The organism is uncultured Pseudoxanthomonas sp., from assembly GCF_947498795.1.
Classification (GTDB): Bacteria; Pseudomonadota; Gammaproteobacteria; order Xanthomonadales; family Xanthomonadaceae; genus Pseudoxanthomonas_A.
The window spans coordinates 614,294-639,547 of sequence record NZ_CANMLQ010000002.1; the positions used below are offsets into that span (position 1 = coordinate 614,294).

Sequence of the window (25,254 nt, forward strand, 5' to 3'; positions counted from 1 at the left end):
GGCGCGCGGCCCTGCCCGTGAAGCGGATCAGCGGATCGTGGCCAGCTTCAGGTTCGACGGCGAACTCACCACGATCTCGGCACGCGACTGGTCGCGCTCGATGTTGCCGATCACGCAGACATCCTTGCCTTCCAGCTCTTCCGGCGCCGGCTTGAACTTGGCGCGGGCGTCGCCCGGGATGCGGGCGGTGAAGGTGTGGCGCGGGAAGTTGCCGCCCATGTACAGGAAAGTCGGGGTGCCTTCCGAATTCTCGGCGAAGCGGGCCTTGCCCACCTTGCCGCAGACGGTGCCGGCCTTGCCGGTGAAGCGCGCGGCCATGTCGGCGGGGATCGCGTTGTCGATCTGCGACTGGCTGCTGGCCGGCGTGGGCATCATCAGGGCGGCGCCGGCGGCGACGAGGGACAGGGTCAGGACGGAAGCGATCTTCATGCCAGTAACTCCGGAGGGGCAGGGATGGTGGGAAACACTCACCGCCTGAGATCGGCGCCCCGCCGCCAAACTTGAGACCTCGGACGCTTCAGGAAGCGGTGATGCGCACGAGTGGGAGCTGCATCACAGTTCGTGGCCGCGGGCGCGCGGCGGAGGCCCGGCTCAGGCCGTGGCGACGCTGTCCGCCACGACCTCGATGTCGCGCACCGACGCATGCGGATGTGAGTGCAGCCATGCTTCCAGCGGGCCCGCCGGGAGCGGCGGCGAAAACAGGTAGCCCTGCAGGACGGGGAAGCGCTGTTCGGTGAGGAAACGATGCTGGGATTCGGTTTCCACCCCTTCGGCGACCACCTTCATGCCCAGGCTCTCGCCGATGCGCAGCACCGAGGACGTCAGCGTGCGGGCGATGGCGCTGGTGTCGATGTCGCGCACGAAGCTCTGGTCGAGCTTCAGCTCGCTGATCGGCAGGCGGTGCAGGTGGCTGAGGCTGGAATAGCCGGTGCCGAAGTCGTCCAGCGACAACCGCACGCCGAGCACGTAGATGGCCTCGATGTTCTCCAGCACGTCCGGATCCGGATCGAGCATGACGCTTTCGGTGATTTCCAGCGTCAGGTCGGCCGGCACCAGGCCATGTTCGTCCAGCAGGTCGGAGATCTGCAGCGACAGTTGCGGATCGCGGAAATTGATCGCGGAAACATTGACCGACACGCGCGGGATGTCGATGCCGCGGCGACGCCAGTCGGCCATCTGCGCGCATGCCCGGCGCAGCACCCACAGGCTGAGGTCGGCGATCAGGCCGCACTCTTCCGCGACGGGAACGAAACGCGACGGCGGAATCACCCCGAGATCGGCATGGTGCCAGCGCAGCAGCGCTTCGACGCCGTAAAGCTCGTGGCCGTCGCCACCGCCGACCTGCGGCTGGTAGTGCAGGTCAAGCTGGTCCAGCCGCAGCGCGTCGCGCAGTGCCGTCTCCAGCGAGACGCGCTCCTGTGCCACGCGGTTCATGTCCAGGCTGAAGAAGCGGAAGCTGCCGCCGCCGTCGCGTTTGGCGCGGTACATGGCCATGTCGGCGTGGCGGACCAGCAGGTCGATGTCGCGGCCGTCGTCGGGGAACATCGCCACGCCGATGCTGGCGCTGGGGTGCAGGGTCATCAGGCCCGCCGTCGTGGGGGCGGCGATGGCGCCCAGCAGGCGCTCGGCGACGCTGCCCGCCTGTTCCGTGCCGCACATCGGCAGCACGGCGACGAATTCGTCGCCGGCCTGTCGGCCGACGATGTTGATGCCGCCGAGTTCTTCGCTCAGGCGCGCGGCCACGTCACGCAGCAGGCCATCGCCGGCGGCGTGGCCTTGCGCGTCGTTGACCCGCTTGAAGCGGTCCAGGTCGATGAAGACCACGGCCGCAGTACCGTTGGCCTGTGCCACGTTGGCGAGCGCCTGCTCGGCCTTGGCGCTGAACATGATGCGGTTCGGCAGGCCGGTCAGGGTGTCGTAGAACGCCAGCTGGTGCACGCGTTCGTTGGTCTGTTCGCGCTCCAGCGTCAGCGAGCACAGGTGCAGGCAGGTGTCGGCCAGCCGCTCGTGCAGCTCGTCCGGTCCGCGGTTCTCGCGGTAGTAGAACGACAGCGTGCCGAGCACGCGACCGCTGCTCGACTTGATGGGGTGCGTCCAGCAGGCGCGCAGGCCCAGCGGCGTGGTGAGGTGGCGGGTGTTGGCGCACAGCGGGTCGCTGGCGATGTCCTTGACCAGGACCGCCCGGCCGCGCCAGGCGGCTACCCCGCAGACGCCGGCGCGCGGGCCGATCGGCAGGCCGTTGATCTTGCGCGACCAGGCTTCGGGCAGGCTGGGCGAGGCGAGGGCGTGCATCAGCCCCTCGTTGTCGACGGTGATGATGGACACCGTCAGCTCCGGCGCGATGTGCTCCACCTCCCGGCAGATCAGCGTCATCACGTCGGCCACGTTCCACTCGTGCACCAGCGCGTCCAGCACCTTGTTGTGCAGTACCTGATGCATCTTGGTCTGGGTGATGTCGCTGAGCACGCTCACCAGTCCCAGCAGCGTGCCGTCCTCGTCGCGTACCGGGTTGATCGCCGTGGACAGCCACAGCGGGCGACCCGCCTTGGTGTACAGCAGGACCTCGGTCTGCAGTCCCTCGCCGTTGTCGATCGCACGGCTGATGCGTTCGTCCAGCGAACCGTCCGTGTGCGGTCCCGACAGCAGTTCCGAAGGTCGGACGCCGCGCAGCTCCTCCAGGCGGTACCCCAGCATGCGGGTGAAGCCGCTGTTGACGTAGACGACCTCGCGGTCGGCGGAACTGATGAAGATGGCGTTGTCGCTGCTGTCCACGACGATGGACAGCTGCCGCAGGCGCGCCAGTTGCCGCTGCTGGTCGCTGGTGTCGCGGACGAAGGCGGTATGGAAGACCTGGTCGCCGATCACCACTTTCGACATGGAGACCGAGCAGGCGCTTTCGCTTCCGTCGGCCCGCACCAGCACGGCATCGCGATGGCTCCCGAGCAGCGATGCGAGCGTCGTCTCGCCGGCGACGCCTGCCGGCGCCTCCGCGAGCAGGCGGGTGAACGGCACGCCGTGCACGTCTTCGCGGCGGCATCGCCACAGCGCTTCCGCCGCCGGGTTGAACAGCACCACGCGGTGCCGCGCATCGATGACGAACGCCGCATCGACCGACTGCTCCAGCACGTGCCACAGGCTGTCGTGCGCCGGGCCGGGCGGTGCCTGCACGTCGCGCACGGGCGCAAGCGCGTTCAACGTGCGGCGCAGCATGCGGACTCCTCGCAGTATGCGGGCGTCGCGGGGCTGGCGTCGTCGTGGGCGGTGAGTGCGACGGTCATGGGGGCCAGGGAGGAGTGCCTTCACGTGACATATCGGCCGCGATCCGGATTACTTGAAAACGGTCACGGGGTGGATGCGAAGCGGGTCCGGAGGCTCAGAACTCCTGCCAGTCGCCATCGGCGAGCGCGGGTTCGGGCTTGCGCGCCGCGGGCTTGCGGGCCGGGGCCTTGGCGACGGGCCTGGCGGCGGCGACCGGCTTGGGAGCGGGGCTGATCGCCTTGCGCACCGGTGTATCGACCGTGGCCTGCAGCTTGAACACCGCCACCGATTCGGTCAGTCCCTGCGCCTGCTCCTCCATCGAGCGTGCGGCGGCCGTGGCTTCCTCCACCAGTGCGGCGTTCTGCTGGGTGGCTTCATCCATCTGGGTGATGGTCTGGTTGACCTGTTCGATGCCGGCCGACTGCTCCTGCGAGGCCGCCGAGATCTCGGCCATGATGTCGGTCACGCGCTGCACGCTGGCCACGATGTCGGCCATCGTCGCACCGGCCTGGTTCACCAGCGCCGAGCCGTCGGAGACCTTCTCCACCGAGTTCTCGATCAGGCCCTTGATCTCCTTGGCCGCATTGGCCGAGCGCTGGGCCAGGGTGCGCACTTCCGAGGCGACCACGGCGAAGCCGCGGCCCTGTTCGCCGGCGCGGGCCGCTTCCACGGCTGCGTTCAAGGCCAGGATGTTGGTCTGGAAGGCGATGCCGTCGATGACCGAGATGATCTCGGCGATCTTCTTGGAGGACTGTTCGATGTCGGTCATGGTGGTGACGACCTTGCCCACGACCTCGCCACCCTGCGAGGCGACCGAGGCGGCACCGATGGCCAGCTGGTTGGCCTGGCGGGCCGACTCGGCGTTCTGGCGCACGGTGGAGGTCAGCTCCTCCATGGACGCGGCGGTTTCTTCCAGGTTGGCGGCCTGCTGTTCGGTACGGCGCGAGAGGTCGTTGTTGCCGGCGGCGATTTCACCGGCAGCGGTATTGATGCTCATGGCCGCCCTCTGGATGCCGCCGACGATGTCGGTCAGCTGCGTCACGGTGGCGTTGGCGTCATCGCGCATGGTGGCGAACACGCCGTGGAAGTCGCCTTCCATGCGCGCGCTCAGGTCGCCGTCGGCGATGGCACGCAGCAGCGACGACAGCTGTGCCAGGTTGCGGTCGCTCGTCGCCATCATGGCGTTCAGGCCCTGCACCATCTGCAGGAAGTCGTGGCGGAAGCCGGCCTCGTCGCCGCGGGCGGTGAAGTCGCCGGCCGAGGCTGCCTGCGCCAGTCGCTTGATCTCCCCGTTGATGGCCAGCAGGCTCTGCTTGGCGGCGTCCATCGCCTCGTGCAGGAAGGCGCGGGTGCCCGGCAGGCGGCGCGCATCCTGGCTCAGGTCGCCGTTGGCGTAGCGCTCCAGGATGCCGATGGCATCGCGGAAGGCATCCAGGTGTTCGAACATCATGGTGTTGATGCCGGCAGCCAGTTCGCCGTACACGCCGGGAAAGTCCTCCGGCATGCGGTGGCGGATGTCCTCGGCGGCGTGCAGGCGGATCATGTCGCGCGTCTCGTGCGAGAAGCGTTCGAGCATGTGCACCATCGCGTCGGTGGACTTCAGCATCTGCCCGATTTCGTCGCGGCCATGGTGGCCGGTGCGCACGCTCAGGTCGCCGCGCGACACGCCCTTGATGGCGGCCAGTGCGCGTGCGACCGGCTCCAGCACCGACTGGCCGATGACCCAGCCGATCGCCATGCTCAACAGCACCAGCACGCCGCCCGCGACGGTCATGATGAGGGTGAACTGCAATGCCTGCGCCTGCGTATCGTCGATGTAGACGCCGGTGCCGATGACCCAGCCCCAGGGCTGGTACAGCGCCGCATACGATGTCTTGGGCACCGGATCCTCTTCGCCCGCCTTCGCCCAGCTGTAGTCGACATGGCCGCCGCCGGCGCGCGCGACGCGGACGAACTCGGGAAAGATGCGCTTGCCATCGGGGCTGAGCACGTCGTCCAGCGGCTTGCCGACCAGGTCGGGGCGGGTGGGGTGCATCAGCATGGTCGGCGCTTCGTCGGTGACGAAGAAGTAGTCCACGCCCTTGTTGGCCTGCATGGTCGCCAGGGTCGCGAGCGCGCGGGCCTTCGCATCGGCTTCATCGAGCCTGCCGTCCTTCGCCTGTTGCGCGTAACCCTCGATCACGCCCAGTGCCATCTCGGTCTGCGCTTTCAGGCCGGCCTGGCGCGTGCCGGTCAGGTCCAGGTACTGCATGCGGGCGGCGACGACGGCCAGGGCGATGGTGCCTGCCGCGACGACCGCGGTCTGGATGAGGAAGCGGCGCTTCAGGGGCAGCGAAGAGAGGGTGGCGGCAATGCGGGCAGTGAACGTCATGGCGATCTCGGACGACGGGCGGTACAGGGGAGGGCGGGGCGCCGTGGCGTCCCAAAGGGGTTATCGGCCGGCGGGGGCGAATGTTCAGGCGCAGGCAGCGTTCTGCGACGGAGGACGCATCCGGGTCGGCAGCGGGCGCCGGAAACGCGAAGACCGCGGCCGGTGAGGGCCGCGGTCTCGGGAGAACATCACTGCGCCGGATGCCCGGTGACGGATCAGGCGGCCGCCTGTTCCGGCAGGGGCTGGCCCAGGTCGGCGCTGTCGATCAGTGTTTCGATGTCGAGCAGGATCAGCATGCGCTCGTCCACCGTGCCGATGCCGGAGATGAAACGGGTGTCGACGCTGGCGCCGAACTCCGGAGTGGGACGGATCTGCTCGGCGTTCAGGGCGAGCACGTCCGAGACGCTGTCCACCACGATGCCGACCACGCGGTCCTCCACGTTCAGCACGATCATCACGGTGAAGGCGTCATAACGCGCTTCCTTCAACCGCAGTTTCAGGCGCAGATCGATCACCGGCACGATGGTTCCGCGCAGGTTGATGACGCCCTTGATGTAGTCCGGTGCATCCGGCAGGCGCGTCACCGAGTCGTAGCCACGGATCTCCTGCACCTTCAGGATATCCACGCCGTAGTGCTCGTCCCCCAGGGTGAAACTGAGGAACTCGTCCGCGCTCGCCGCGGCCTGGGTCTTCTTGTCGCTCATTCGTCGGGCTCCTGTCGCAGCCGGTAAGGGGTGGGGTTCCCGGGACGGAACCGGTCAATGCCTAGATCGGCCCCGGGTGGGGTTTCTTTAGCGGGTCAGTAGGCGTGGGGTTCGGAGACCGTGCGGTGTGCGCCGCCGGCCGCGATGCGGGTGACGCGTTCCTGCACCAGGCGTGCGACCGTGCCGTGGCTGTCCAGGCGGAAGGTCGACACGGCGTCGCTCAGCGCATGCGCCTGCTCTTCCATGGCGCGGGCGGCGGCGGTGGCTTCCTCCACCAGCGCGGCGTTCTGCTGGGTGGTCTCGTCCATCTGAGTGATGGTCTGGTTGACCTGTTCGATGCCGGCCGACTGCTCCTGCGAGGCCGCCGAGATCTCGGCCATGATGTCGGTCACGCGCTGCACGCTGGCCACGATGTCGGCCATCGTCGCACCGGCCTGGTTCACCAGCGCCGAGCCGTCGGAGACCTTCTCCACCGAGTTCTCGATCAGGCCCTTGATCTCCTTGGCCGCATTGGCCGAGCGCTGGGCCAGGGTGCGCACTTCCGAGGCGACCACGGCAAAGCCGCGGCCCTGTTCGCCGGCGCGGGCCGCTTCCACAGCCGCGTTCAAGGCCAGGATGTTGGTCTGGAAGGCGATGCCGTCGATGACCGAGATGATCTCGGCGATCTTCTTGGAGGACTGTTCGATGTCGGTCATGGTGGTGACGACCTTGCCCACGACCTCGCCACCCTGCGAGGCGACCGAGGCGGCACCGATGGCCAGCTGGTTGGCCTGGCGGGCCGACTCTGCGTTCTGGCGCACGGTGGAGGTCAGTTCCTCCATGGACGCAGCGGTTTCTTCCAGGTTGGCGGCCTGCTGTTCGGTACGGCGCGAGAGGTCGTTGTTGCCGGCGGCGATTTCACCGGCAGCGGTGTTGATGGAACCGGAGGCGTCCTGGATGCGGCCGACGATGTCGGTGAGCTGGGCGACGGTGGCGTTGGCGTCGTCGCGCATGGTGGCGAACACCCCGTGGAAGTCGCCTTCCATGCGGGTGGTCAGGTCGCCCTTGGACAGCGACTGCAGCACGCCCGAGACGGCATCCACGCTGCCCGCGATCGTCCCCAACAGGCCGTTGATCTGCTGGGAAAGCCCCAGCAGGAAGCCCTGCTTGCCGGTTTCGGCGATGCGGCCGGTCAGGTCGCCCTGCACGGCGGCCTGCACGATGCGGGTCACTTCCTGTTCGACCATCACCTCGTTGGTGCGGTCGGCCCACTCCACCACGTAACCGATGCGCTGGCCTTCGCCATCGGTCACCGGATTGATGATGAGCTGCATGATGCGGCCGCCCACGCTGATCTGTGCACGATGCGTACCCTGCAGCTGCGCAAGCATCCGCGACTGGTGCTCGGGCTTCTTGTGGAAGATGTCGATGCTGCTGCCGACGACCGTGCTGACGTCGAAGGCGGGCAGGTCGCGGCGCAGGTCCTGTTCCACGTCCGTCAGCATCTTCATCAGCGGACGGTTGGCGTAGACGATGGTGCGGTCGGCATCGGCGATCATGACGTTGGTCGTCACATCCTCCAGCGCCGTGCGGATGCGCAGGCTTTCCTTGGCCACCACGGTGTCGCGCTCGATGCGATCGCGCAGGTTGGCCTGCATGCTGCGCATCGCTTTCATCAGGGTGCCGATCTCGTCCGTGCCGCTGGCGTCGATGTCGCTGTCCAGCTTGCCGCGGGCGATGTCGTCGGCCACGCGCACGGCGCCGGCCAACGGCCTGGCGACCTGGCGGCGCAGCAGCCAGAACACCGCGCCGCAGAGCAGGGCGGCGCCCAGTGCGCCCACCATCACCACCGTCCACAACACGGCGCGGGCTTCCTGCATCAGCACGGCACGCGGCACCACGACGCCCAGCGCGAAGTGCTCCTGCGCGCCACCGATCTGCAGGGGCACATAGGCTTCCATGACGGCATCGCCGGCGGCATTGGACGATTCGCGGAAGACGGGCTCGCCCGCGGCGATCTGCTTCATCACCTCGGCGGCCTGTGCGCCCGCAAAGGGCTTGCCGACCGATGCGGCGTCCTGGTCGGCGATGACCACGCCGGCCGGCGTGAGCAGACGCACGAAGCCCGCGCCCATCGGGGTGAGTTTGGCGATGCGTTCCTGCAGCGACTGCAGGGCGAAATCGACGGTCATGACGCCGAGGTAGTTGCCGTCTTCCAGGACCGGCGTCGACAGGGTCGTCATCAGCACGTCCTTGCCGGCGATCTTGTACACGTAGGGTTCGGCGACGACCTGGCGCTTCAGTTCACGCGGTTTCAGGTACCAGTCGCCGGCGCCGGGCACCTCGTAGTCACGCAGGGCTTCCTGCAACGGAGCGCCCTCGCTCCATGCCCAGTAGCTCATGAAGCGGCCGGTGTCGTCGTGGCCGTCCGCGGCGCGGTAGTCCGCATCCTTGCCGTCGAAGGCATCGGGTTCCCACAACGTGCCGACGCCAACCCATTCCGGGTGCGCTTCGAGCTGGCGCTTGAAGATGGCGCTGGCCGCCTCGCGACTGAGGCCGTCGGCGCCGCGCTGCGCGAGCAATGCGTTCGCCAGGGCCGCGTTGGTGTCGAAGGCGCCCGTCAGTTCACCGGCGATGCGCTGTGCCTCGGCGCTGGCCAGCGTCTCCATGGTGGTGCGGGCGCCGGCCAGCAGGGACTGGCTGCTGCGGAGGTAGCTGGCCGCTGCGGCGACGCCGAAGGCCAGCAGCGCCACCAGGGCGGTGCCGTACATCACGCGGGTGGCGATGCTGCGGGAGGAAAAACGGGTAGACACGGATGACATGGTGGCCTCGACGGGTGGGGCGGTGTGGCGGCCCCTGCCCACGGCCACGTGCGGCCATGCGAGTGTTGCAGGAGCGTTACACCGGGTATCGGCGGTGGCGCGGCCAGGTTGAGTACGTGCGGCTCAATGCCGATGAACGGTGGCCGGAAAGCGGACGAAGGTCACGCAGCGCCGCGCTCGCGGGCGCTGCGCTGGCGTTCCAGGCGGAAGATGTAGCGCTGGATCAGCGCATCGCCGCCGCGCGGTAGCTCGGTGAACTGGCAACCCGCGCGCCAGCTCTCGCTGCCGTTCTGGTTGAGCTGGCTGTGCAGGCTCTTGACCATCAGGCGCACGCACAGCGGGCCGCTGTCCGGCAGGTACAGCAGGCTGCCGGGGAATTCCTTGTAGGGTCGCAGCGTCGGTTCCCCCGCCTGCACGGCCAGGGCGATGCCGCCGCCGCTGATGTCCAGCACGCGGTACTTGCGGTAGGTGGTTTCGCCATCCGGCTGGCGCTCCGGGATGCCGCACTCCATCGGCTGGGTCACCGGTACCTGCAGGCGATAGAACTCGCGGCGCTGCAGGCGCAGGATGCTGTCGGGCAGCTCGGCCCGGAAGGCCACCTGCCCATCCTTCTGCACGCGTTGCAGCCCGTACAGACGGAACTGCACGTGGATGCGGTCCAGCCGGGACACGCAGGTCACGTGCGTGGCTTCGTCGAGGCTGCGGTTGATCGCCTCCGAGGCGCTGCCGTCGATCAGCACGGCGTCCTCGTCGTCCAGCACCTCGACCACCGACGTGGGGAAGGTGTGGTTGCGCGGCATCGCGCAGCCGCTGACCAGCGCCCGCTTTTCGATGAGCGATTGCAGGATCTGGCGGATCGCGTGCTCGCCGTGCACCAGGTACTTTTCTTCGTCGTCGTACCTGACGGGATCGGCCAGAGGGGCGTCGCTGGGCTCGGTCATGCGGGCGGAAACGTCAGGGCAGGGAAGGCGTCACAGGCTGTATCGGCGGACGACACGGCATCTTGAGCGAGCGGGGCGGAAGACGTGGGCAGCAGGATCCCGGTCGGGGGAAACTTCCATTGCGCACGCGATGCCTTGCGGCGTGTAGCGTTTTCCCCCGGTCACCCGGCAGGACGCATGGCCTCTCCGATGGGAGCGCACAGCCGCAGCGGCATGCCGGGCTGTGCGGGTCCCGGGTGCTTCTCAGAACGTCTGCCAGTCGTCGCCCTCGCCCTCGGCGAGGGCGGTTTCCGGCTGGCGCGTGGGCCGTGCGCGGACGGTGGACTTGGGCGCGGTGGCCGGTCGCGATGCGGCCGGCGCCGCGATCGAAGCGGTCCTGCGGACCGGCAGGCCGGTCGCCGCTTTCAGCGTGAAGACGGCGACCGACTCGGTCAGCGCGTGCGCCTGTTCCTCCATCGCGCGTGCGGCGGCGGAGGCTTCCTCCACCAGTGCGGCGTTCTGCTGCGTGGCCTCGTCCATCTGCACGATGGTCTGGTTGACCTGTTCGATGCCCGATGACTGCTCCTGCGACGCCGCGGCGATCTCGGACATGATGTCGGTCACGCGCTGCACGCTGGCCACGATGTCGGCCATCGTGGTGCCCGCCTCGCTCACCAGGGCGGACCCATCGGTGACCTTGTCGACGGACGTTTCGATCAGGCCCTTGATCTCCTTCGCCGCATTGGCCGAGCGCTGGGCCAGCGTACGCACTTCGCTGGCGACGACGGCGAAGCCGCGCCCCTGTTCGCCCGCACGCGCGGCTTCCACCGCGGCATTGAGCGCCAGGATGTTGGTCTGGAAGGCGATGCCGTCGATGACCGAGATGATCTCGGCGATCTTCCGCGACGACTGCTCGATGTCGGTCATGGTGGCGACGACCTTGCCGATCACCTCCCCCCCTTGCGACGCGACGCCCGCCGCGGTGATCGAGAACTGGTTGGCCTGGCGCGCCGATTCGGCGTTCTGGCGCACGGTGGAGGTCAGCTCCTCCATGGACGCGGCGGTTTCCTCCAGATTGGCGGCCTGCTGTTCGGTGCGACGCGACAGGTCCAGGTTGCCCGCCGCGATCTCGCCAGCCGCGACGTCGATGCGGCCGGAGGCTTCCTGGATGCGGCCGACGATATCGGTCAGCTGGGCGACCGTCGCATTGGCGTCGTCGCGCATGCGGGCGAACACGCCGTGGAAATCGCCTTCCATGCGGGCGGTGAGGTCGCCGCGGGCGATGGCCTGCAGCAGCTCGGAAACTTCCGCCAGGTTGCCGTCGGTCGTTTCCATCAGCCGGTTCAGGCCGTCGATCATGTCGCGGAAGTCGTACTGGTACTTGTCCACGTCGCCGCGCTGGCTGAAGTCGCCGGACGAGGCCGCCGTGGCCAGGCGCTTGATCTCGCCGTTGATGGCCGACAGGTTGGCCTTGGTGGCGTCCATGGTGTCGGTCAGCACGGCCTTCTCACCGGGCAGGCGATCCATGTCCACCGAGAGGTCGCCGACCGAGTAGCGCTGCATGATCTCGACCAGGCGCAGCTTCACCGCGATGTGCGCGCCGACCAGCGTGTTGGTATCGCGCACCATGCGTCCGTACTCGCCGGGAAAGGCGCTGTCGTCGATGCGGAAGCTGATCTGGCCCTCGTCGTGGCGGCGTGTCATCTCGGTCTGCGCGGCGATCACCGACACCACCTGCGTCTGCATCAGCCCCATGGCGGCGAGCAACTGGCCGACTTCGTCCTGGCGGGAGGTGTCGATCCGGCCGTCGAGCCGGCCCGCGGCGACATCCTCGGCGATCGCGACGGCCGAGCGCAGCGGTCGCGACACCACGCGGCGCACGCCGATCGCGGTGAGCACTCCGATTACCGCCAGCGCCAGCACGGACAGGCCCACGATGGCGATCGTCAGCGCATGGCTGGAGGCGAGCACGGTGTCGCGCGGCTCCACGGCGACCAGGGCCCATTTCCACGGAGCGAACCGTTTGACCGCAATCAGCGCGGGCACCGCTTCATCGCCGGACGCGGGGGCGACGTCGAGCACGGCATGCCCATGGTCCTGGTCCAGCAGGGCCTTCATCGCCGGGACCGAGTCGGGACCGACCACGGCGGTGTACGGCGATTCCTGATCGGACGGGTGCGCCGCCAGCATGCCGTTGTGTTCGCCTTCCGCGAGGTCGACCACGAAGAAGTAGCCCGCTTCGCCCAGTCGCGTGGTGCGCAGCTTGTCCTTCAGTGCGGCCAGGCCGTCACCGTAGTTCTGGCCGACGAACAGGATGCCGACGGTCTTGCCTTCGGCATCCCGCAGGGGCTCGTAATGGGTCATGTAGTCGCGGCCGAACAGGCGCGCGCGACCGGTATAGGGCTTGTCCTGCAGCATCAGCGCGTAGGCGGGATGCTTGTGGTCCAGCGCCGTGCCGATGACGCGTTCTTCCTCGGCGTTGCGCAGCGACGTGGTCACGCGGACGAAGTCGTCGCCCTGGCGGACGAACAGGGTGGCGACCACGCCGGTGCCTTCGGTGAAGCGGTCCACGGCGGTGAAGTCGAGATTGAGCGTCTGTTCGCCGAAGCGCAGGGCGGCCACGTCGGTATCACCGATCGGCGTGGCGCTGTCCGCGTCCACCGATACGTCGCCGGCAGGCAGCGTGGCGCGGAAGCTGCGCGCCATCCGCTGGGTGGTGTCGGTCAGGGTGCTGTCGTACAGCGCGACGGATTCCAGCATCACCTGCGCGGCGACATCCAGGTCGGCGAGTGCCCGGTCCTCGATGGCGCGACTGGACTGCCGCTGGACCACGATGGCGAGCAGTGTGAGCACCGCCGCGACGGCGAGCGTGACCTGCAGGGAGAGTTTGCTACCGAGCGAAAGACGCGCGAATCGGGTCATGGGCCGGGAAAGGTAGTGGAATGATCACAACCGGTATCGGCGTTACGCCTTCAAGATTGAGCGCCTTGTCGGGATTTTCCCGACGAACGGTAAATACGGATACCTTGCGCCGGCCACGACCCCGGAAACGCGCGCGGCCCGGGAATGCCGGGCCGCGCGAGACGCAACATGGATCACGCGAGACGCAGGGCTCAGAACTCCTGCCAGTCGCCGTCGGCGAGCGCGGGTTCGGGCTTGCGCGCCGCGGGCTTGCGGGCCGAGGCCTTCGCGACGGGCCTGGCGGCGGCGACCGGCTTGGGAGCGGGGCTGATCGCCTTGCGCACCGGCGTATCGACCGTGGCCTGCAGCTTGAACACCGCCACCGATTCGGTCAGTCCCTGCGCCTGCTCCTCCATCGAACGCGCGGCGGCCGTGGCTTCCTCCACCAGTGCGGCGTTCTGCTGGGTGGCTTCATCCATCTGGGTGATGGTCTGGTTGACCTGCTCGATGCCGGCCGACTGCTCCTGCGAGGCCGCCGAGATCTCGGCCATGATGTCGGTCACGCGCTGCACGCTGGCCACGATGTCGGCCATCGTCGCACCGGCCTGGTTCACCAGCGCCGAGCCGTCGGAGACCTTCTCCACCGAGTTCTCGATCAGGCCCTTGATCTCCTTGGCCGCATTGGCCGAGCGCTGGGCCAGGGTGCGCACTTCCGAGGCGACCACGGCGAAGCCGCGGCCCTGTTCGCCGGCGCGGGCCGCTTCCACGGCCGCGTTCAAGGCCAGGATGTTGGTCTGGAAGGCGATGCCGTCGATGACCGAGATGATCTCGGCGATCTTCTTGGAGGACTGCTCGATGTCGGTCATGGTGGTGACGACCTTGCCCACGACCTCGCCACCCTGCGAGGCGACCGAGGCGGCACCGATGGCCAGCTGGTTGGCCTGGCGGGCCGACTCGGCGTTCTGGCGCACGGTGGAGGTCAGTTCCTCCATGGAGGCGGCGGCTTCTTCCAGGTTGGCGGCCTGCTGTTCGGTACGGCGCGAGAGGTCGTTGTTGCCGGCGGCGATTTCACCGGCGGCGGTATTGATGCTCATGGCCGCCATCTGGATGCCGCCGACGATTTCGGTCAGTTGCGTCACGGTGGCGTTCGCGTCATCGCGCATGGTGGCGAACACACCGTGGAAGTCGCCTTCCATGCGCGCGCTCAGGTCGCCGCGTGCGATGGACCGGAGCAGAGCGGACACTTCCGCCAGGTTGCCGTCGGTGGTTTCCATCAGCTGGTTCAGTCCGCCGATCATGTCGCGGAAGTCGTACTGGTACTGCGCCACGTCGCCGCGCTGGCTGAAGTCGCCGGAAGCAGCCGCCGCCGCCAGGCGCTTGATCTCGGCATTGATGGCCGACAGGTTGGCCTTGGTGGCGTCCATGGCTTCGGTGAGCTGGGCCTTCTCGCCGGGCAGGCGATCCATGTCGATCGACAGGTCGCCAACGGCGTAGCGCTGCATCACTTCCACCAGGCGCAGCTTGACGGCGATGTGCGAACCGACCAGTGCGTTGGTGTCGCGCACCATGCGGCCGTAGTCGCCGGGGAACGTGCTGTCGTCCATCCGGTAGCTGATCCGTCCTTCGTCATGGCGCGCCGCCATTTCGCTCTGTGCGGCGATGACCGATTTCACCTGCGTCTGCATGCGCTGCATGGAACCGAGCAGGTCGCCGAGCTCGCTGCGGTCGTCGACCGTGATCTGGCGATCGAGCTGGCCGCGCGCCACGGCGTCGGCGACGCTCATGACGTCGGCCATCGGTCGCACGATCGAACGGGTGATGAGGACCGCAGCGGCGATGGCCAACAGCATCGCCACCACCACCAGCAGCCCGATCGCCTTGATGTTCGTTGTGTAGCCGGCCTCCTGTGCGGCCACCGCGCTGTCCAGCACCTTCATTTTTGCGTCCAGCATCCGCCCGACAGCATCGGCGGTGGCCTGGCGCAAATCGCCGGCACCACTGGCAGGGGTCAGATCGCCGACCTTGACGGACTCGATCAGGCGGCGGCTGTTCTCGAAGTACAGCGCGGCCTTGGCCATCATCTCCTGGTGCAGCGCCTTGTCCTGCGGGTCGGACAGGCTGCTGCCATACGCCTTGGAAAGCTCGTCGAAGGCCTTGCCGCCCGCGATCAGTTCATCCGTGTATTCGGCGACCTTTTCCGGGTCCTCGTAGCCGGCCACGAGGCCACGCTCGCTGACGCGGTACTCGGCCAGCATCGTGGCCATGCGCCCCAGATCGCGGATGGCCGGGACTTCCTTCTTGGTGATGTCGAGCACGACGTCCTGGGCCACGCCCATCCGCTGCGCGGAGAAAGCCCCGGTGGCGACGATGAGCAGGACGAGCACGGCGAAGCCGATGGCCAGGCGCTTGCCGATCTTGAGGTGCTTGAACATGAAGGAAGTCTCGATGGAGTTCAGTGGGTGGGGCCGGTGCATCAGAGGGAAGCAGAGCGGTCCATGCCCTTGGTGCGATATCTGTTCCTGAGTAACGGCGGGGTCCGACGGTTCTTGATGACCGTTCGGCTGAAAGGTAAGCGTGCTTACCTGCATGTCGGCGTCGTGCCCGCGCAGACCGTGACGGGCGGCGCGGGCGCTGTCGAATGCAAGGTCAGAAGTGCATCTGTGCGCGCAGCTCGAACACGGACGGGTCGGCGGCGAACGCGCCACGCGTCGCATCGCTCTTCACGTAGTTGGCCTGGAACTTGAAGTACGGCGTCAGGTACCAGTTGGCGCCCAGCGTCCAGTCGTGCTGGCGGCCACCGGCGATGCCATCGCTGTCCAGGTCGATGCGGCTGTAGCGCGCCAGCAGTTCCACCGCGCCATGGGCGGCTTTCGGTTTGGGGTTGGCGACGTTGCCGCCGCTGTAGCCGCGCGATTCGCCGGTCACCATCCAACTGGCGAACACGTAGCCGCCGTCGGCCGAGTAGGCGGGCAGGCCGAGGTCGCGGGTCGTCTTCTGCCGCAGGTATTCGCCCTGTACCGACCACGGCCCATGGATCCACAGAGCCTCCAGGCCTGCGCGGTCGATGCGGTCCACGCGCGTGAGCGTGCCCGAGTCCACGAGGCGCACGGACGTGAGCGCGGCTTCCGGACGCGCGCGCCAGCGGACGCTGGGATGCACGGTGATGCCGAGGCCGTTGACCTCGCTGTCGGGACGCTCCTGCGACCCCGCGATGCCCAGGTGGAGCACGTCGCCGGCCGCCTTGCGCGGTGTCCAGGCCATGCGGACGGCCGTGGTGTCGCCCTTGTTGTTGCCCAGCAGGTCGGATTCGAAGAAGTAACCGGCGTTGACGAGGTAACGCTCGCGCTCGAACGCCCAGTCGATGCCGCTGCGACGGTTCTCGTAGAACGCCTGGGTCGGCAGGGCGGCTTCCAGGAAACTCACCGAACGGGTGGCGGTGTTGCCTTCGAAACCGAGCGGCACTTTCATCTGGCCGATGCGCAGCTTGCCCACGTCGTGGCCGAACAGCGCCTTTGTTTCCACGCGCAGGGCGACGTCGTTCCAGCTCTTTGCGTGGAAGTCGTAGGTGACGCCCAGGTCGTACACGCCCTTCCTGCGCAGGGTCAGGCCGAGTTCCTGGCGACGCCAGGCATCGTCGTCCTCGAGTGCGGCGCCGTTGTAACCGTCACCGGAGAAGCGGTTGAGGTCGTACTGCAGGTTGCCGCCGAGGCTGAGTTCGGTGCCGTTGGCGAACGTGATCTTCGGCGGCCATGCGGTGGCGGTGGCCGTGGTCTTGCCGTCGTCGGCGCGGGCGCCGGCATGGACGGCCAGCAGCGAAAGGGCGAGGGTGGAAAGCAGGTACTTCATGCGTATACCGTCAGAGTAAGGGCGTGCGTCGGCGAGCACCGTCCGGGTGGGACGGTGCGGACACCCGCGCAACGCGGGAAGAGGAGAATCAGGCGGCCTGCTGCATCCGGCGCGCTCGGACCAGGCCACCGACGTCGACGATGAGGGCTACGCGGCCATCGCCGAGGATGGTGGCGCCGGAAATGCCTTCGATGCGGCGATAGTTGTTTTCGAGGTTCTTCACCACGACCTGCTGCTGGCCGATCAGCTCGTCGACTTCCAGTGCGAGCTTCTGGCCGTCGGCCTCCACCACGACGACCAGCGGGTCGGCGTTGCGGTCGTCGCCGTAGCGGTAGTACGCGTTCAGCGCGACGATCGGCAGGTATTCGCCGCGGACGCGCAGCACGCGGCCGTCGCCGCCGACGGTGCGGATGTCCTCGCTCTGCGGCTGCAGCGCTTCCAGCACGTAGGTCAGCGGCAGGATCAGGGTTTCGTCGCCCACCGACACCGCCATGCCGTCGAGGATGGCCAGCGTCAGCGGCAGGCGGATCACCACGCGGGTGCCTTGGCCGGCCGCGCTTTCCAGCTGCACCTCGCCGCCGAGCGCCTGGATGTTGCGGCGGACCACGTCCATCCCGACGCCGCGTCCCGACAGATCGGTGACGGCCTCGGCAGTGGAGAAGCCGGGCTGGAAGATGAGGTCCCAGACCTGCGAATCGGTCGGGTTTTCCGGCACCGCCAGGCCGCGCTCCGCGGCCTTGGCCAGGATGCGGTCGCGATTGAGGCCGCGGCCATCGTCGCTGACTTCGATGACGATGTGGCCGCCCTGGTGTGAGGCCGCCAGCGTGATGGTGCCGGTCTCGTCCTTGCCGGCCTGCGTGCGCACGTCGGGCATTTCAAGGCCATGGTCGATCGAGTTGCGGACCAGGTGCACGAGCGGATCGGCGATGCGTTCGATCAGGCCCTTGTCCAGTTCGGTGCCTTCGCCGATGGTGCGCAGGCGCACCTGCTTGCCGAGGCGCGCGGACAGGTCGCGGACCAGGCGCGGGAAGCGGCGGAACACGGCGTCCACCGGCAGCATGCGCACGCCGATGACGGCCTCCTGCAGGTCGCGGGTGTTGCGCTCCAGCAGGTCGAGGCCGGCGAACAGGCGTTCGCACTGGGCCTGGTCGAGCAGGCCGGAGACCTGCTTCAGCATGGCCTGGGTGATGACGAGTTCGCCCACCAGGTTGATCAGGCCGTCGATCTTGTCGACGCTGACGCGGATGGAGGTTTCGGCCGCGTCGTTGGCGGCCGGCGTGGCGGTGGCCGGCGGCTGCGCGCCGCTGGCGACGACGGCGGCGACCGGCTGCGCGGCCACGGCAGCGGCCTCGACCGGCACGGCGGTGCGCTGCAGGGGCTGGATGTCGAGTTCGCAGTCGTCGACGACCCACGCGAATACGTCGTCCACCGCGCTGCGCGGCACCTTGCCGATCAGGCCAAGGTCCCAGGCGAGATAGGCTTCCAGCGGATCGATCTGCTCGAAGCCGGGCAGGCGCTCCATGCGGCACGCGATTTCCAGCGGGCCCAGGTGTTCCAGTTCGCGCAGGATGCGCAGCGGATCGTTGCCGCTCATGAACAGCGACGGCGCCGGCGTGAAGCCGATCTTCCAGCCATCCGGTTCGGCGTCCTTCGCCGCGGCGGCGGCCGGCGCCGCGGCCGGGACGGGCGCGTCCTGGCCGGACAGCACCGCGTTGAGGCGATCCTTCATGGCCTGCACGGCGGCGGGATCGGCCGGCGTGCCGTGTTCGGCCTCGGCCAGCAGCGCGCGCAGCACGTCGACGGAGGCGAGCATCGCGTCGACCGCAGGCGGGCTGACGGCGCGCTGTCCGGCGCGCAGTTCGTCCAGCAGCGTTTCCAGCACGTGGGTCATGCCGGCGATGGCGTCGAAGCCGAAGGTCGCCGAGCCGCCCTTGATGGAATGCGCGGCGCGGAAGATGGAGTTGATCAGGTCGCCGTCGCGGCTGCCCTGTTCCAGCGACAGCAGGCCCGCTTCCATGGCTTCCAGCCCTTCGCGGCTTTCCTCGAAGAACGTGGCGTGGAAACGCTGCATGTCCATGTTCATGGCGACGGTGCCCTGGTGCGGTCGGAAGGGAAGCGGAGGAAGGGAGGGATCAGCCCAGGACTTTCTGGACGGTGGCGACCAGCTGTTCCGGGTTGAACGGTTTGACCAGCCAGCCGGTGGCGCCGGCGGCCTTGCCTTCGGCCTTCTTGTCGGCGGCCGATTCGGTGGTCAGCATCAGCATCGGCGTGAACTTGTAGTCCGGCAGGCCGCGCAGCGCGCGGATCAGCGAGATGCCATCCATGTTGGGCATGTTGACGTCGGTGACGACGGCATTGAACTTCTGTCCCTGCGCGCGTCCCAGCGCCACCTGGCCGTCTTCAGCCTCATCGACCGAGAAGCCCGCCGAGCTCAGGGCGAAGGCGACCATCTGTCGCATCGAGGCCGAATCGTCCACTACCAGAATGCGTGCGCTCATGCGGCGTTCTCCACTTGTTGCGTGTTGTGTTCGTTGTCGTCGGCCAGGCCGAACTGCGGGGAGAGGCCGAGCAGGCGCGCGGCATCGCGGAAATTCTGGCTGACCGCACTGAAGTCGGTGGCCAGCCCGGCCTGCTCGCGCTGCCGCACGAAGCTGCAGAGCACCTGCAGGCTGGCGGTATGCACGCGCTGCACGGCGCCGGCGTCGAGCGCCAACGTTCCCGGCTGCGCGACATGCGGGGCCAGGTGCTGCTTGAGGTCGGTGGCGGCCTCGATACCGAGGTCGTCACCCAGGGGCACAGCGCTCATCGTGTCTCCGGAAAGGCGGCTCTGGTGATGTATCGGCGCGGCATGGCGGGTCTTGAGGGGCGCGAGTGAATGTGTGATGGATTTCTGGAAAGCCAGGCGTAACGGCGAGGCGTGCGTGGAGATGCGCGAGGGGTGCGCGAAAGGAGGCCCGCCGCTTGCTCACGCCTCTCCACCAACTCCGCCTTTCACTGCAGGATCCGCGAGGCATCCAGCAGGATGACCGCGCACGCGTTGAGGCGTGCCACGCCGCGGAACAGCGGGTTCGCCATGCGGCCCACGCGGGCGTTGTCGGGCGATTCGATCTGCTGGTCGGCGAGGTTCGCGACATCCTCGACCGCGGTCACGCGCAGCCCCAGCGTTTCGCCGTGCTCCTCGAGCACCACGATGCGGGTGACCGCATCGACCTCGATGCTGCGCCGGCCCAGGTAGAGCCCCAGGTCGATCACGGGCACCACCTGGCCACGCAGGTTCATCACGCCGAGCATGTGCGGCGCGGCGCCCCGTAGCGGCAACAGGGTGGCCGGACGCACCACCTCCTGCACCTTCAGCAGCTCGAGGGCGTAATGCTGCTGGTCGCAGCGCAGCCGCAGCCAGCGGGTCTTGCGTTCGGTGGCGCGACGCCGCTCTCCGGTGTCGGGCTGGGACAGCAGGAAGGGCTTCGCCGGCAACGGCGCGACTGCGCGCGGCGGGGCGGGGGTCGTCGCCGGCGGCAGGGCTGCCGGCGGTGACGGCGCGACGATGCGCGACGTCGGTGCACCGTCACCGTGCAGGGTGTCGAGCAGGGCCTCGAACTCGTCGTCATCGATCATGTCGGCGGCGTGGCCGGGACGCGTCGGTGCGACGGCGAGCGCGGGCATGGCGGACTCCGCTGCGGTGGGGGCGGGGACGACGGCCGTCGGCACGCTGTCGCCATGCAACTGGTCGAGCAGTGCTTCGAATTCGTCATCGCTGATCAGGTCCGCCTCGCTGCCCGGACGCGTCGGCGCCACGGCGAGCGCGCCCGCCGAGGCCGGGACCGCGGCAGGTGCTGTGGCATGGATCGGGTCGGCGGCGGGCGCTGCGGGGTCGCTGGCGTCCGCGAGGGCCGCCTGTGCGGGTACCGGCGTGGCGGCGTCGCCCAGCAGGTCCAGGAGGTAGTCGTCGAGGACGGCGGGGGTCGTCATGCCGCCTGCTCCGTATCGCGCGCTTCGGTGAGCAGCAGCCAGTCGAGCGCGCGGCGGTACGCCGACAGCCCGCGGCCGGGATATTGTGCGACCGGGCTGGAACGCGTCAGCGCATCGACACTGCAGATGCGGGTGTCGTTGGGGATGGCGTCGTTCCAGACGCGTTCGCCGTATTCGTCCTGCATCGCCTTGAGCGTCTCGGCCCCGGTGCGCGTGCGCTTGTCGTGCAGCGTGGGCAGGATCGACACCGGCAGCGGGCGATGGCGCGAGCGCTGGATCATCTCCGCGGTCCGGCACATGCCCTTCAGGCCGTGCAGCGCCAGCGGTTCGGTCTGCGTCGGGATGATGACGTGGTCGGCCGCGGCCAGCGCGTTGACCATCAGCAGGCCGAGCGTCGGGGGACAGTCGAACAGCACGTGGTCCCATGCGTGCCCGCCGCGCGCCAGCGCATTGGACAGCGCAAGGCCCAGGCCGGGCTGGGTGGCGCTGCGGCGCTCCAGCGTGGCCAGCGGCGTCTGCGCGGCGACGAAGGCGAGATTCTCGATTTCGGTCGGGCGCGCCACGCTCGCGAGCGTCGGCGGTTGTTCGTCGAACAGGTCCAGCACCCCGTTCGGCTGAGGGTCGGTTGCGACGCCGAAGGCGCGCGTCAGCGACGCATGCGGGTCCAGGTCGACCAGCAGCACGCGATGGCCGCGCATGGCCAGGCCGCGCCCGAGGGCGAGGGTGGTGGTGGTCTTGCCGACGCCGCCTTTCTGGTTGGCGATTGCCCACACGCGCATCACTGGACTCCTTCATGGACCTGGGGCGCCGGCGGCGCTCCGGGCATGGACGTCGCGGCGTGGGTCGGCACCGGCGGCAGCGAGATCACCGACGGCGGCGCGACGGCCTGGTCCTGTGCCTGCAAGTTCGGTGCCGGTCCGCTGGGACTGGCCAGGATGATCAGCAGCACGCGGCGGTTGCTGTTGCGGCCCTCCAGCGTGGCGTTGTCGCCGATAGGGCGGAATTCGCCATAGCCGATCATCGCCAGCCGTTCCGGCGGAATTCCGTCGCGGACGAACAGGTGGACGACGCTGGCCGCGCGTGCCGACGACAGTTCCCAGTTGGAGGGGAACTGCGAGGTGCGGATCGGGCGGTCGTCGGTGTAGCCCTCCACGCGTACCGAATTGGGCACGTTGCCCAGCACCTCGGCCAGCTTGCCGACCGTTTCCTGGGCCTGCGGGTCCAGGGCCGCCGAACCGGTCGCGAACAGGATGTCGCTGTTGATCTGTACCTCCAGCCACAGCGCCGACCGCTTGATGGTGACCAGCTTCTCGTCGATCAGCGGGGCCAGTGCGCGTTCCAGGTCGTCGGCGATGCGTTTCAGTTCGCCCTGCGCCGCCTGCAGCGCATTCGCGTCGAGCGACATGTTCATCTGCGAGGCCATCGCCGCCAGCAGGGTGACGTTCGGCGAAGGCGAGGGGGCCGAGGGACCTTTCTTGGCGCCGGACTTGATGGGGGACGGGCGGTCGAAGTCCGCGCCCTGCAGCTGGTGGTTGCCCACCTGCACGGGATTGATCGTGCGCGGCGCGCCGCCGAAGGCGGCAGTCAGCGAGTCGGCCACCACCCGGTACTTGCCTTCATTGACGGTCGAGATGGCGTACATCACCACGAAGAAGGCCAGCAGCAGCGTCATCAGGTCGGCATACGGGATCGCCCAGGCCTCGTGGTTGGCGTGCTCTTCATGCTTCTTGCCGCGTGCCATCGGTATCGTCCCGCGCGCTCAGTGCAGGAAGCCGGCCAGCTTGGCCTCGATGTTGCGCGGGTTCTCGCCCTGCGCGATGGCGATCAGGCCTTCGATGATCATTTCCTGTTCGCGGCTGCGCCCGCCGATGACGCTTTTCAGCTTGCTGGCGATGGGCAGGAAGAACAGGTTGGCCGAGGCGATGCCATAGATGGTGGCGGTGAACGCAGCGGCGATGCCGTGGCCGAGCTTGCTGGGGTCGGCCAGGTTCTTCATCACCGCGATCAGGCCGAACACGGCGCCGATGATGCCCAGTGTGGGCGCGTAGATACCCATCGCTTCGAATACCTTGGCGGCGGCGAGGTCCTGGTGCTCCTGGCCGTTGAGGTCGATCTCCATCATGTGGCGGATGGCCTCGGGCTCGACACCGTCGACCAGCATCTGCAGGCCCTTCTTCAGGAAGGGATCGTCCTGCTGGCCGACCACCGGCTCCAGGCCCAGAAGCCCCTGCTTGCGCGCGATGTTGCTCCACTCGACGATCTGCGCGACCAGCGCATCGCCATCGTTGCCCGGCGGCCGGATCACCCAGCGCGCGATCGACAGCGCGCGCTTGAACACCGGGGGAGGCGTATGCACCAGGATCGCGGCGATCGTGCCCAGGATGACGATGACGAACGCCGCCGACGACCACAGCGACGACAGGCCCGCGCCCTTGAGGATGCTGCCGCCCACCAGGGCGACCAGCGCCAGCAGGAGTCCGATGAGGCTGAAGATGTCCATGTGCTGATCTATCGGCCCGAGCGAAGGGGACTTGAGGTGAGCTTCTTGTAGGAGCGACGTGAGTCGCGACCGCGATCACATCGATCCCGTTGTGGGAGCGACGTGAGTCGCGATGGCCGCGAAACGGATGGGGGGAGGGTCTCGATGTTCGAGAGCAAAGCTCGCGACTTACGTCGCTCCCACAACAGCCCGGCCCCTACACCCGCCCACTGCCTCACGCCGTCGCGCGCAGACCATCGACGTCGAGGATCAGCGCCATGCGGCCGTCGCCGATCAGGGTGGCGCCGGCATAGCCGGGCAGGCCGCGCACGGCGCGCGGCAGGGGCTTGATGACGACTTCCTCGCGACCGCGGACCTGGTCGACGATCAGGCCGAAGCGTTGTTCGCCCATCTGCAGCACCACGATGGTGAGCAATGGAGCCATCACCGGGTCCACGCGCAACCACTGTCGCAGATCGACCAGCGGCAAGGTGTGGCTCTGGCGGTCGAGCACGGCCTGTCCGTCGAACCAGCGCAGGCTTTCGGACGGCGCATGCAGCACCTCCATCACGCGCGCCAGGGGCAGGGCGTAGACCGGCTCGCCGGCCTGCACGAGCAAGGTGGGCAGGATCGCCAGGGTCAGGGGCACGCGGATGACGAAGCGGCTGCCGCGCCCGACATCGGAATGGATGGTGATCTGGCCGCTGAGTTCGCGGATGCGCGACTGCACGACGTCCATGCCGACGCCGCGGCCGGAGATGTCGGTGACCTCGGCCTTGGTGGAGAAGCCGGGCAGGAAGATCAACTGCAGGCACTCGTCGTGGCTGAGGCGGGCGGCGGCCTCGGGATCGATCAGGCCCTTCTCCAGCGCCTTCGCGCGCAGGCGTTCCGGATCGATGCCGGCACCGTCGTCGCGGATCTCGATGGTGACGAAGTCGCCTTCCTGCTGCGCCGACAAGCGCACATGGCCGGCGCGCGGCTTGCTGCAGGCCTCGCGCAGCGACGGCACTTCGATGCCATGGTCGATGGCGTTGCGCACCAGGTGCACGAGCGGATCGGCCAGGGCCTCCACCAGGTTGCGGTCGAGCTCGGTGTCGGCGCCGACCAGTTCCAGGTCGACTTCCTTCTGCAGCTGGCGGGCGACGTCGCGCGCCACCTTGGGGAAGCGCGAGAACACCTTGCCGACCGGCTGCATGCGCGTGCGCATGACGGCGGTCTGCAGGCGGGCCGTGGCGATGTCCAGGCTGCTCACGGCGCGGTCCAGTTCCTCGTCGCGGATGCGTGCGCGGAGCGTCTTCAGGCGGTTGCGCGACAGCACCAGCTCGCCGACCAGGTTGACGATGGCGTCCAGCCGCTTGGTGTCCACGCGGATGGTCTGTTCCGCTTCGCCCCCGGCCTTGGCGGCCGGCTTGGGTGCGGCGGATCTCGCCGGGGTGGGCGCGGGCGCAGCAGGCGCCGGCGAGGGCGGCACCACGCTCGTGGGCGCACCGCCGCCATGCAACTGGTCCAGCAGGGCTTCGAACTCGTCGTCGCCGATCAGGTCGCCTGCAGGCGCGGCGGCGGCGGGCACCGCGCTTGCCTTCCGTGCCGGCGCGGGCGTGCCGCCGTGGGCATCGAACTGGTCGATCAGCGCCTGCGGTGCATGGGGCGGATCTTCGCTGGCGCCGATGGCGTCCAGCATCTGCTGCAACCAGTCCAGCGACTGCTGGGCGGCGTCGAAATGCTGGGGTTCCAGCGTGGCCTGTCCTGCGCGTACCAGGCCGAGCGTCTCTTCGGCCGCATGGCACAGGTTGACCATCGGCTGGATGCCGAGGAAGCCGGCGCCGCCCTTCAGCGTGTGGAAGCCGCGGAAGACCGCGTTGAGCTGTTCGCTGTCCGAGGGATCCTGCTCCAGCGTGACCAGCTGTTCGCCGAGCCGGTCGAGGATTTCCTGCGCTTCGATCAGGAAGTCGGCGGCGATTTCGGGGGTGACGGCGGACATGGGCGGGACGGTTACCGGGTCGGG

Annotated in this window: 17 protein-coding genes; all 17 read right to left on the minus strand. The window is 68.4% G+C overall.

Annotated elements, in window-relative coordinates; all coding sequences use genetic code 11:
* Positions 1 to 27: 27 nt before the first annotated feature.
* On the minus strand, positions 28 to 429 hold the full coding sequence (locus Q0907_RS09020) for a hypothetical protein (protein WP_299343681.1): 402 nt from the start codon (positions 427 to 429) through the stop codon (positions 28 to 30).
* 162 nt (positions 430 to 591) lie between these two features.
* Positions 592 to 3,210, minus strand: a complete 2,619-nt coding sequence (locus tag Q0907_RS09025; protein WP_299343686.1) for an EAL domain-containing protein — start codon at positions 3,208 to 3,210, stop codon at positions 592 to 594.
* Positions 3,211 to 3,373: 163 nt separating this feature from the next.
* Positions 3,374 to 5,629, minus strand: coding sequence for a methyl-accepting chemotaxis protein (locus tag Q0907_RS09030; RefSeq protein ID WP_299343691.1), 2,256 nt, complete (start codon positions 5,627 to 5,629; stop codon positions 3,374 to 3,376).
* A gap of 215 nt (positions 5,630 to 5,844) precedes the next feature.
* Positions 5,845 to 6,333, minus strand: coding sequence for a chemotaxis protein CheW (locus tag Q0907_RS09035; protein WP_192267748.1), 489 nt, complete (start codon positions 6,331 to 6,333; stop codon positions 5,845 to 5,847).
* Positions 6,334 to 6,428: 95 nt separating this feature from the next.
* Positions 6,429 to 9,125 carry a methyl-accepting chemotaxis protein gene (locus Q0907_RS18985; RefSeq protein ID WP_343229811.1) on the minus strand — a complete coding sequence of 899 codons (2,697 nt, stop codon included), beginning with the start codon at positions 9,123 to 9,125 and terminating at the stop codon, positions 6,429 to 6,431.
* Between the two features lie 170 nt (positions 9,126 to 9,295).
* Positions 9,296 to 10,075: a flagellar brake protein gene (locus Q0907_RS09050; RefSeq protein ID WP_299343697.1), complete on the minus strand. Its 780-nt coding sequence runs from the start codon at positions 10,073 to 10,075 to the stop codon at positions 9,296 to 9,298.
* Positions 10,076 to 10,318: 243 nt separating this feature from the next.
* Complete coding sequence (locus Q0907_RS09055; protein ID WP_299343698.1) at positions 10,319 to 12,976, minus strand: Cache 3/Cache 2 fusion domain-containing protein; 2,658 nt, start codon at positions 12,974 to 12,976, stop codon at positions 10,319 to 10,321.
* A 191-nt stretch (positions 12,977 to 13,167) separates the two neighbouring features.
* Complete coding sequence (locus Q0907_RS09060; RefSeq protein WP_299343701.1) at positions 13,168 to 15,387, minus strand: methyl-accepting chemotaxis protein; 2,220 nt, start codon at positions 15,385 to 15,387, stop codon at positions 13,168 to 13,170.
* Between the two features lie 214 nt (positions 15,388 to 15,601).
* Positions 15,602 to 16,801, minus strand: coding sequence for a porin (locus tag Q0907_RS09065; RefSeq protein ID WP_299343704.1), 1,200 nt, complete (start codon positions 16,799 to 16,801; stop codon positions 15,602 to 15,604).
* A gap of 88 nt (positions 16,802 to 16,889) precedes the next feature.
* The gene (locus Q0907_RS09070; protein ID WP_299343706.1) at positions 16,890 to 18,884 is read right to left on the minus strand and encodes a chemotaxis protein CheA; all 1,995 of its coding nucleotides are present in this window, start codon (positions 18,882 to 18,884) and stop codon (positions 16,890 to 16,892) included.
* A gap of 49 nt (positions 18,885 to 18,933) precedes the next feature.
* The gene (locus tag Q0907_RS09075) at positions 18,934 to 19,299 is read right to left on the minus strand and encodes a response regulator (RefSeq protein ID WP_055944462.1); all 366 of its coding nucleotides are present in this window, start codon (positions 19,297 to 19,299) and stop codon (positions 18,934 to 18,936) included.
* Positions 19,296 to 19,607 (minus strand): STAS domain-containing protein, encoded by a 312-nt coding sequence (locus Q0907_RS09080; RefSeq protein ID WP_296281155.1) that lies wholly within the window; start codon positions 19,605 to 19,607, stop codon positions 19,296 to 19,298. Before Q0907_RS09080 ends, Q0907_RS09075 begins: the two co-directional genes overlap by 4 nt.
* Positions 19,608 to 19,792: 185 nt before the next feature.
* Positions 19,793 to 20,770, minus strand: coding sequence for a chemotaxis protein CheW (locus tag Q0907_RS09085; RefSeq protein WP_299343710.1), 978 nt, complete (start codon positions 20,768 to 20,770; stop codon positions 19,793 to 19,795).
* On the minus strand, positions 20,767 to 21,549 hold the full coding sequence (locus tag Q0907_RS09090; protein ID WP_296281151.1) for a ParA family protein: 783 nt from the start codon (positions 21,547 to 21,549) through the stop codon (positions 20,767 to 20,769). Before Q0907_RS09090 ends, Q0907_RS09085 begins: the two co-directional genes overlap by 4 nt.
* Positions 21,549 to 22,511 (minus strand): flagellar motor protein MotD, encoded by a 963-nt coding sequence (motD, locus tag Q0907_RS09095; protein ID WP_343125255.1) that lies wholly within the window; start codon positions 22,509 to 22,511, stop codon positions 21,549 to 21,551. Before motD ends, Q0907_RS09090 begins: the two co-directional genes overlap by 1 nt.
* 18 nt (positions 22,512 to 22,529) lie before the next feature.
* A complete protein-coding gene (locus tag Q0907_RS09100) occupies positions 22,530 to 23,270 on the minus strand; it encodes a flagellar motor protein (protein WP_299343714.1) in 741 nt (246 codons plus the stop codon).
* Between the two features lie 214 nt (positions 23,271 to 23,484).
* Positions 23,485 to 25,230 (minus strand): chemotaxis protein CheA, encoded by a 1,746-nt coding sequence (locus Q0907_RS09105; protein WP_299343716.1) that lies wholly within the window; start codon positions 25,228 to 25,230, stop codon positions 23,485 to 23,487.
* Positions 25,231 to 25,254 lie beyond the last annotated feature (24 nt).

Excerpts from the sequence above, each read along its gene's own strand:
- Q0907_RS09065 (WP_299343704.1), bottom strand. The coding sequence starts at position 16,801 with ATGAAGTACCTGCTTTCCACCCTCGCCCTTTCGCTGCTGGCCGTCCAT.
- Q0907_RS09080 (WP_296281155.1), bottom strand. The coding sequence starts at position 19,607 with ATGAGCGCTGTGCCCCTGGGTGACGACCTCGGTATCGAGGCCGCCACC.
- Q0907_RS09020 (WP_299343681.1), bottom strand. The coding sequence starts at position 429 with ATGAAGATCGCTTCCGTCCTGACCCTGTCCCTCGTCGCCGCCGGCGCC.
- Q0907_RS09035 (WP_192267748.1), bottom strand. The coding sequence starts at position 6,333 with ATGAGCGACAAGAAGACCCAGGCCGCGGCGAGCGCGGACGAGTTCCTC.
- motD (WP_343125255.1), bottom strand. The coding sequence starts at position 22,511 with ATGGCACGCGGCAAGAAGCATGAAGAGCACGCCAACCACGAGGCCTGG.
- Q0907_RS09025 (WP_299343686.1), bottom strand. The coding sequence starts at position 3,210 with ATGCTGCGCCGCACGTTGAACGCGCTTGCGCCCGTGCGCGACGTGCAG.
- Q0907_RS09085 (WP_299343710.1), bottom strand. The coding sequence starts at position 20,770 with ATGACGACCCCCGCCGTCCTCGACGACTACCTCCTGGACCTGCTGGGC.
- Q0907_RS09055 (WP_299343698.1), bottom strand. The coding sequence starts at position 12,976 with ATGACCCGATTCGCGCGTCTTTCGCTCGGTAGCAAACTCTCCCTGCAG.
- Q0907_RS09070 (WP_299343706.1), bottom strand. The coding sequence starts at position 18,884 with ATGAACATGGACATGCAGCGTTTCCACGCCACGTTCTTCGAGGAAAGC.
- Q0907_RS09050 (WP_299343697.1), bottom strand. The coding sequence starts at position 10,075 with ATGACCGAGCCCAGCGACGCCCCTCTGGCCGATCCCGTCAGGTACGAC.
- Q0907_RS09090 (WP_296281151.1), bottom strand. The coding sequence starts at position 21,549 with ATGCGCGTGTGGGCAATCGCCAACCAGAAAGGCGGCGTCGGCAAGACC.
- Q0907_RS09100 (WP_299343714.1), bottom strand. The coding sequence starts at position 23,270 with ATGGACATCTTCAGCCTCATCGGACTCCTGCTGGCGCTGGTCGCCCTG.
- Q0907_RS09105 (WP_299343716.1), bottom strand. The coding sequence starts at position 25,230 with ATGTCCGCCGTCACCCCCGAAATCGCCGCCGACTTCCTGATCGAAGCG.
- Q0907_RS09075 (WP_055944462.1), bottom strand. The coding sequence starts at position 19,299 with ATGAGCGCACGCATTCTGGTAGTGGACGATTCGGCCTCGATGCGACAG.
- Q0907_RS09060 (WP_299343701.1), bottom strand. The coding sequence starts at position 15,387 with ATGTTCAAGCACCTCAAGATCGGCAAGCGCCTGGCCATCGGCTTCGCC.
- Q0907_RS09030 (WP_299343691.1), bottom strand. The coding sequence starts at position 5,629 with ATGACGTTCACTGCCCGCATTGCCGCCACCCTCTCTTCGCTGCCCCTG.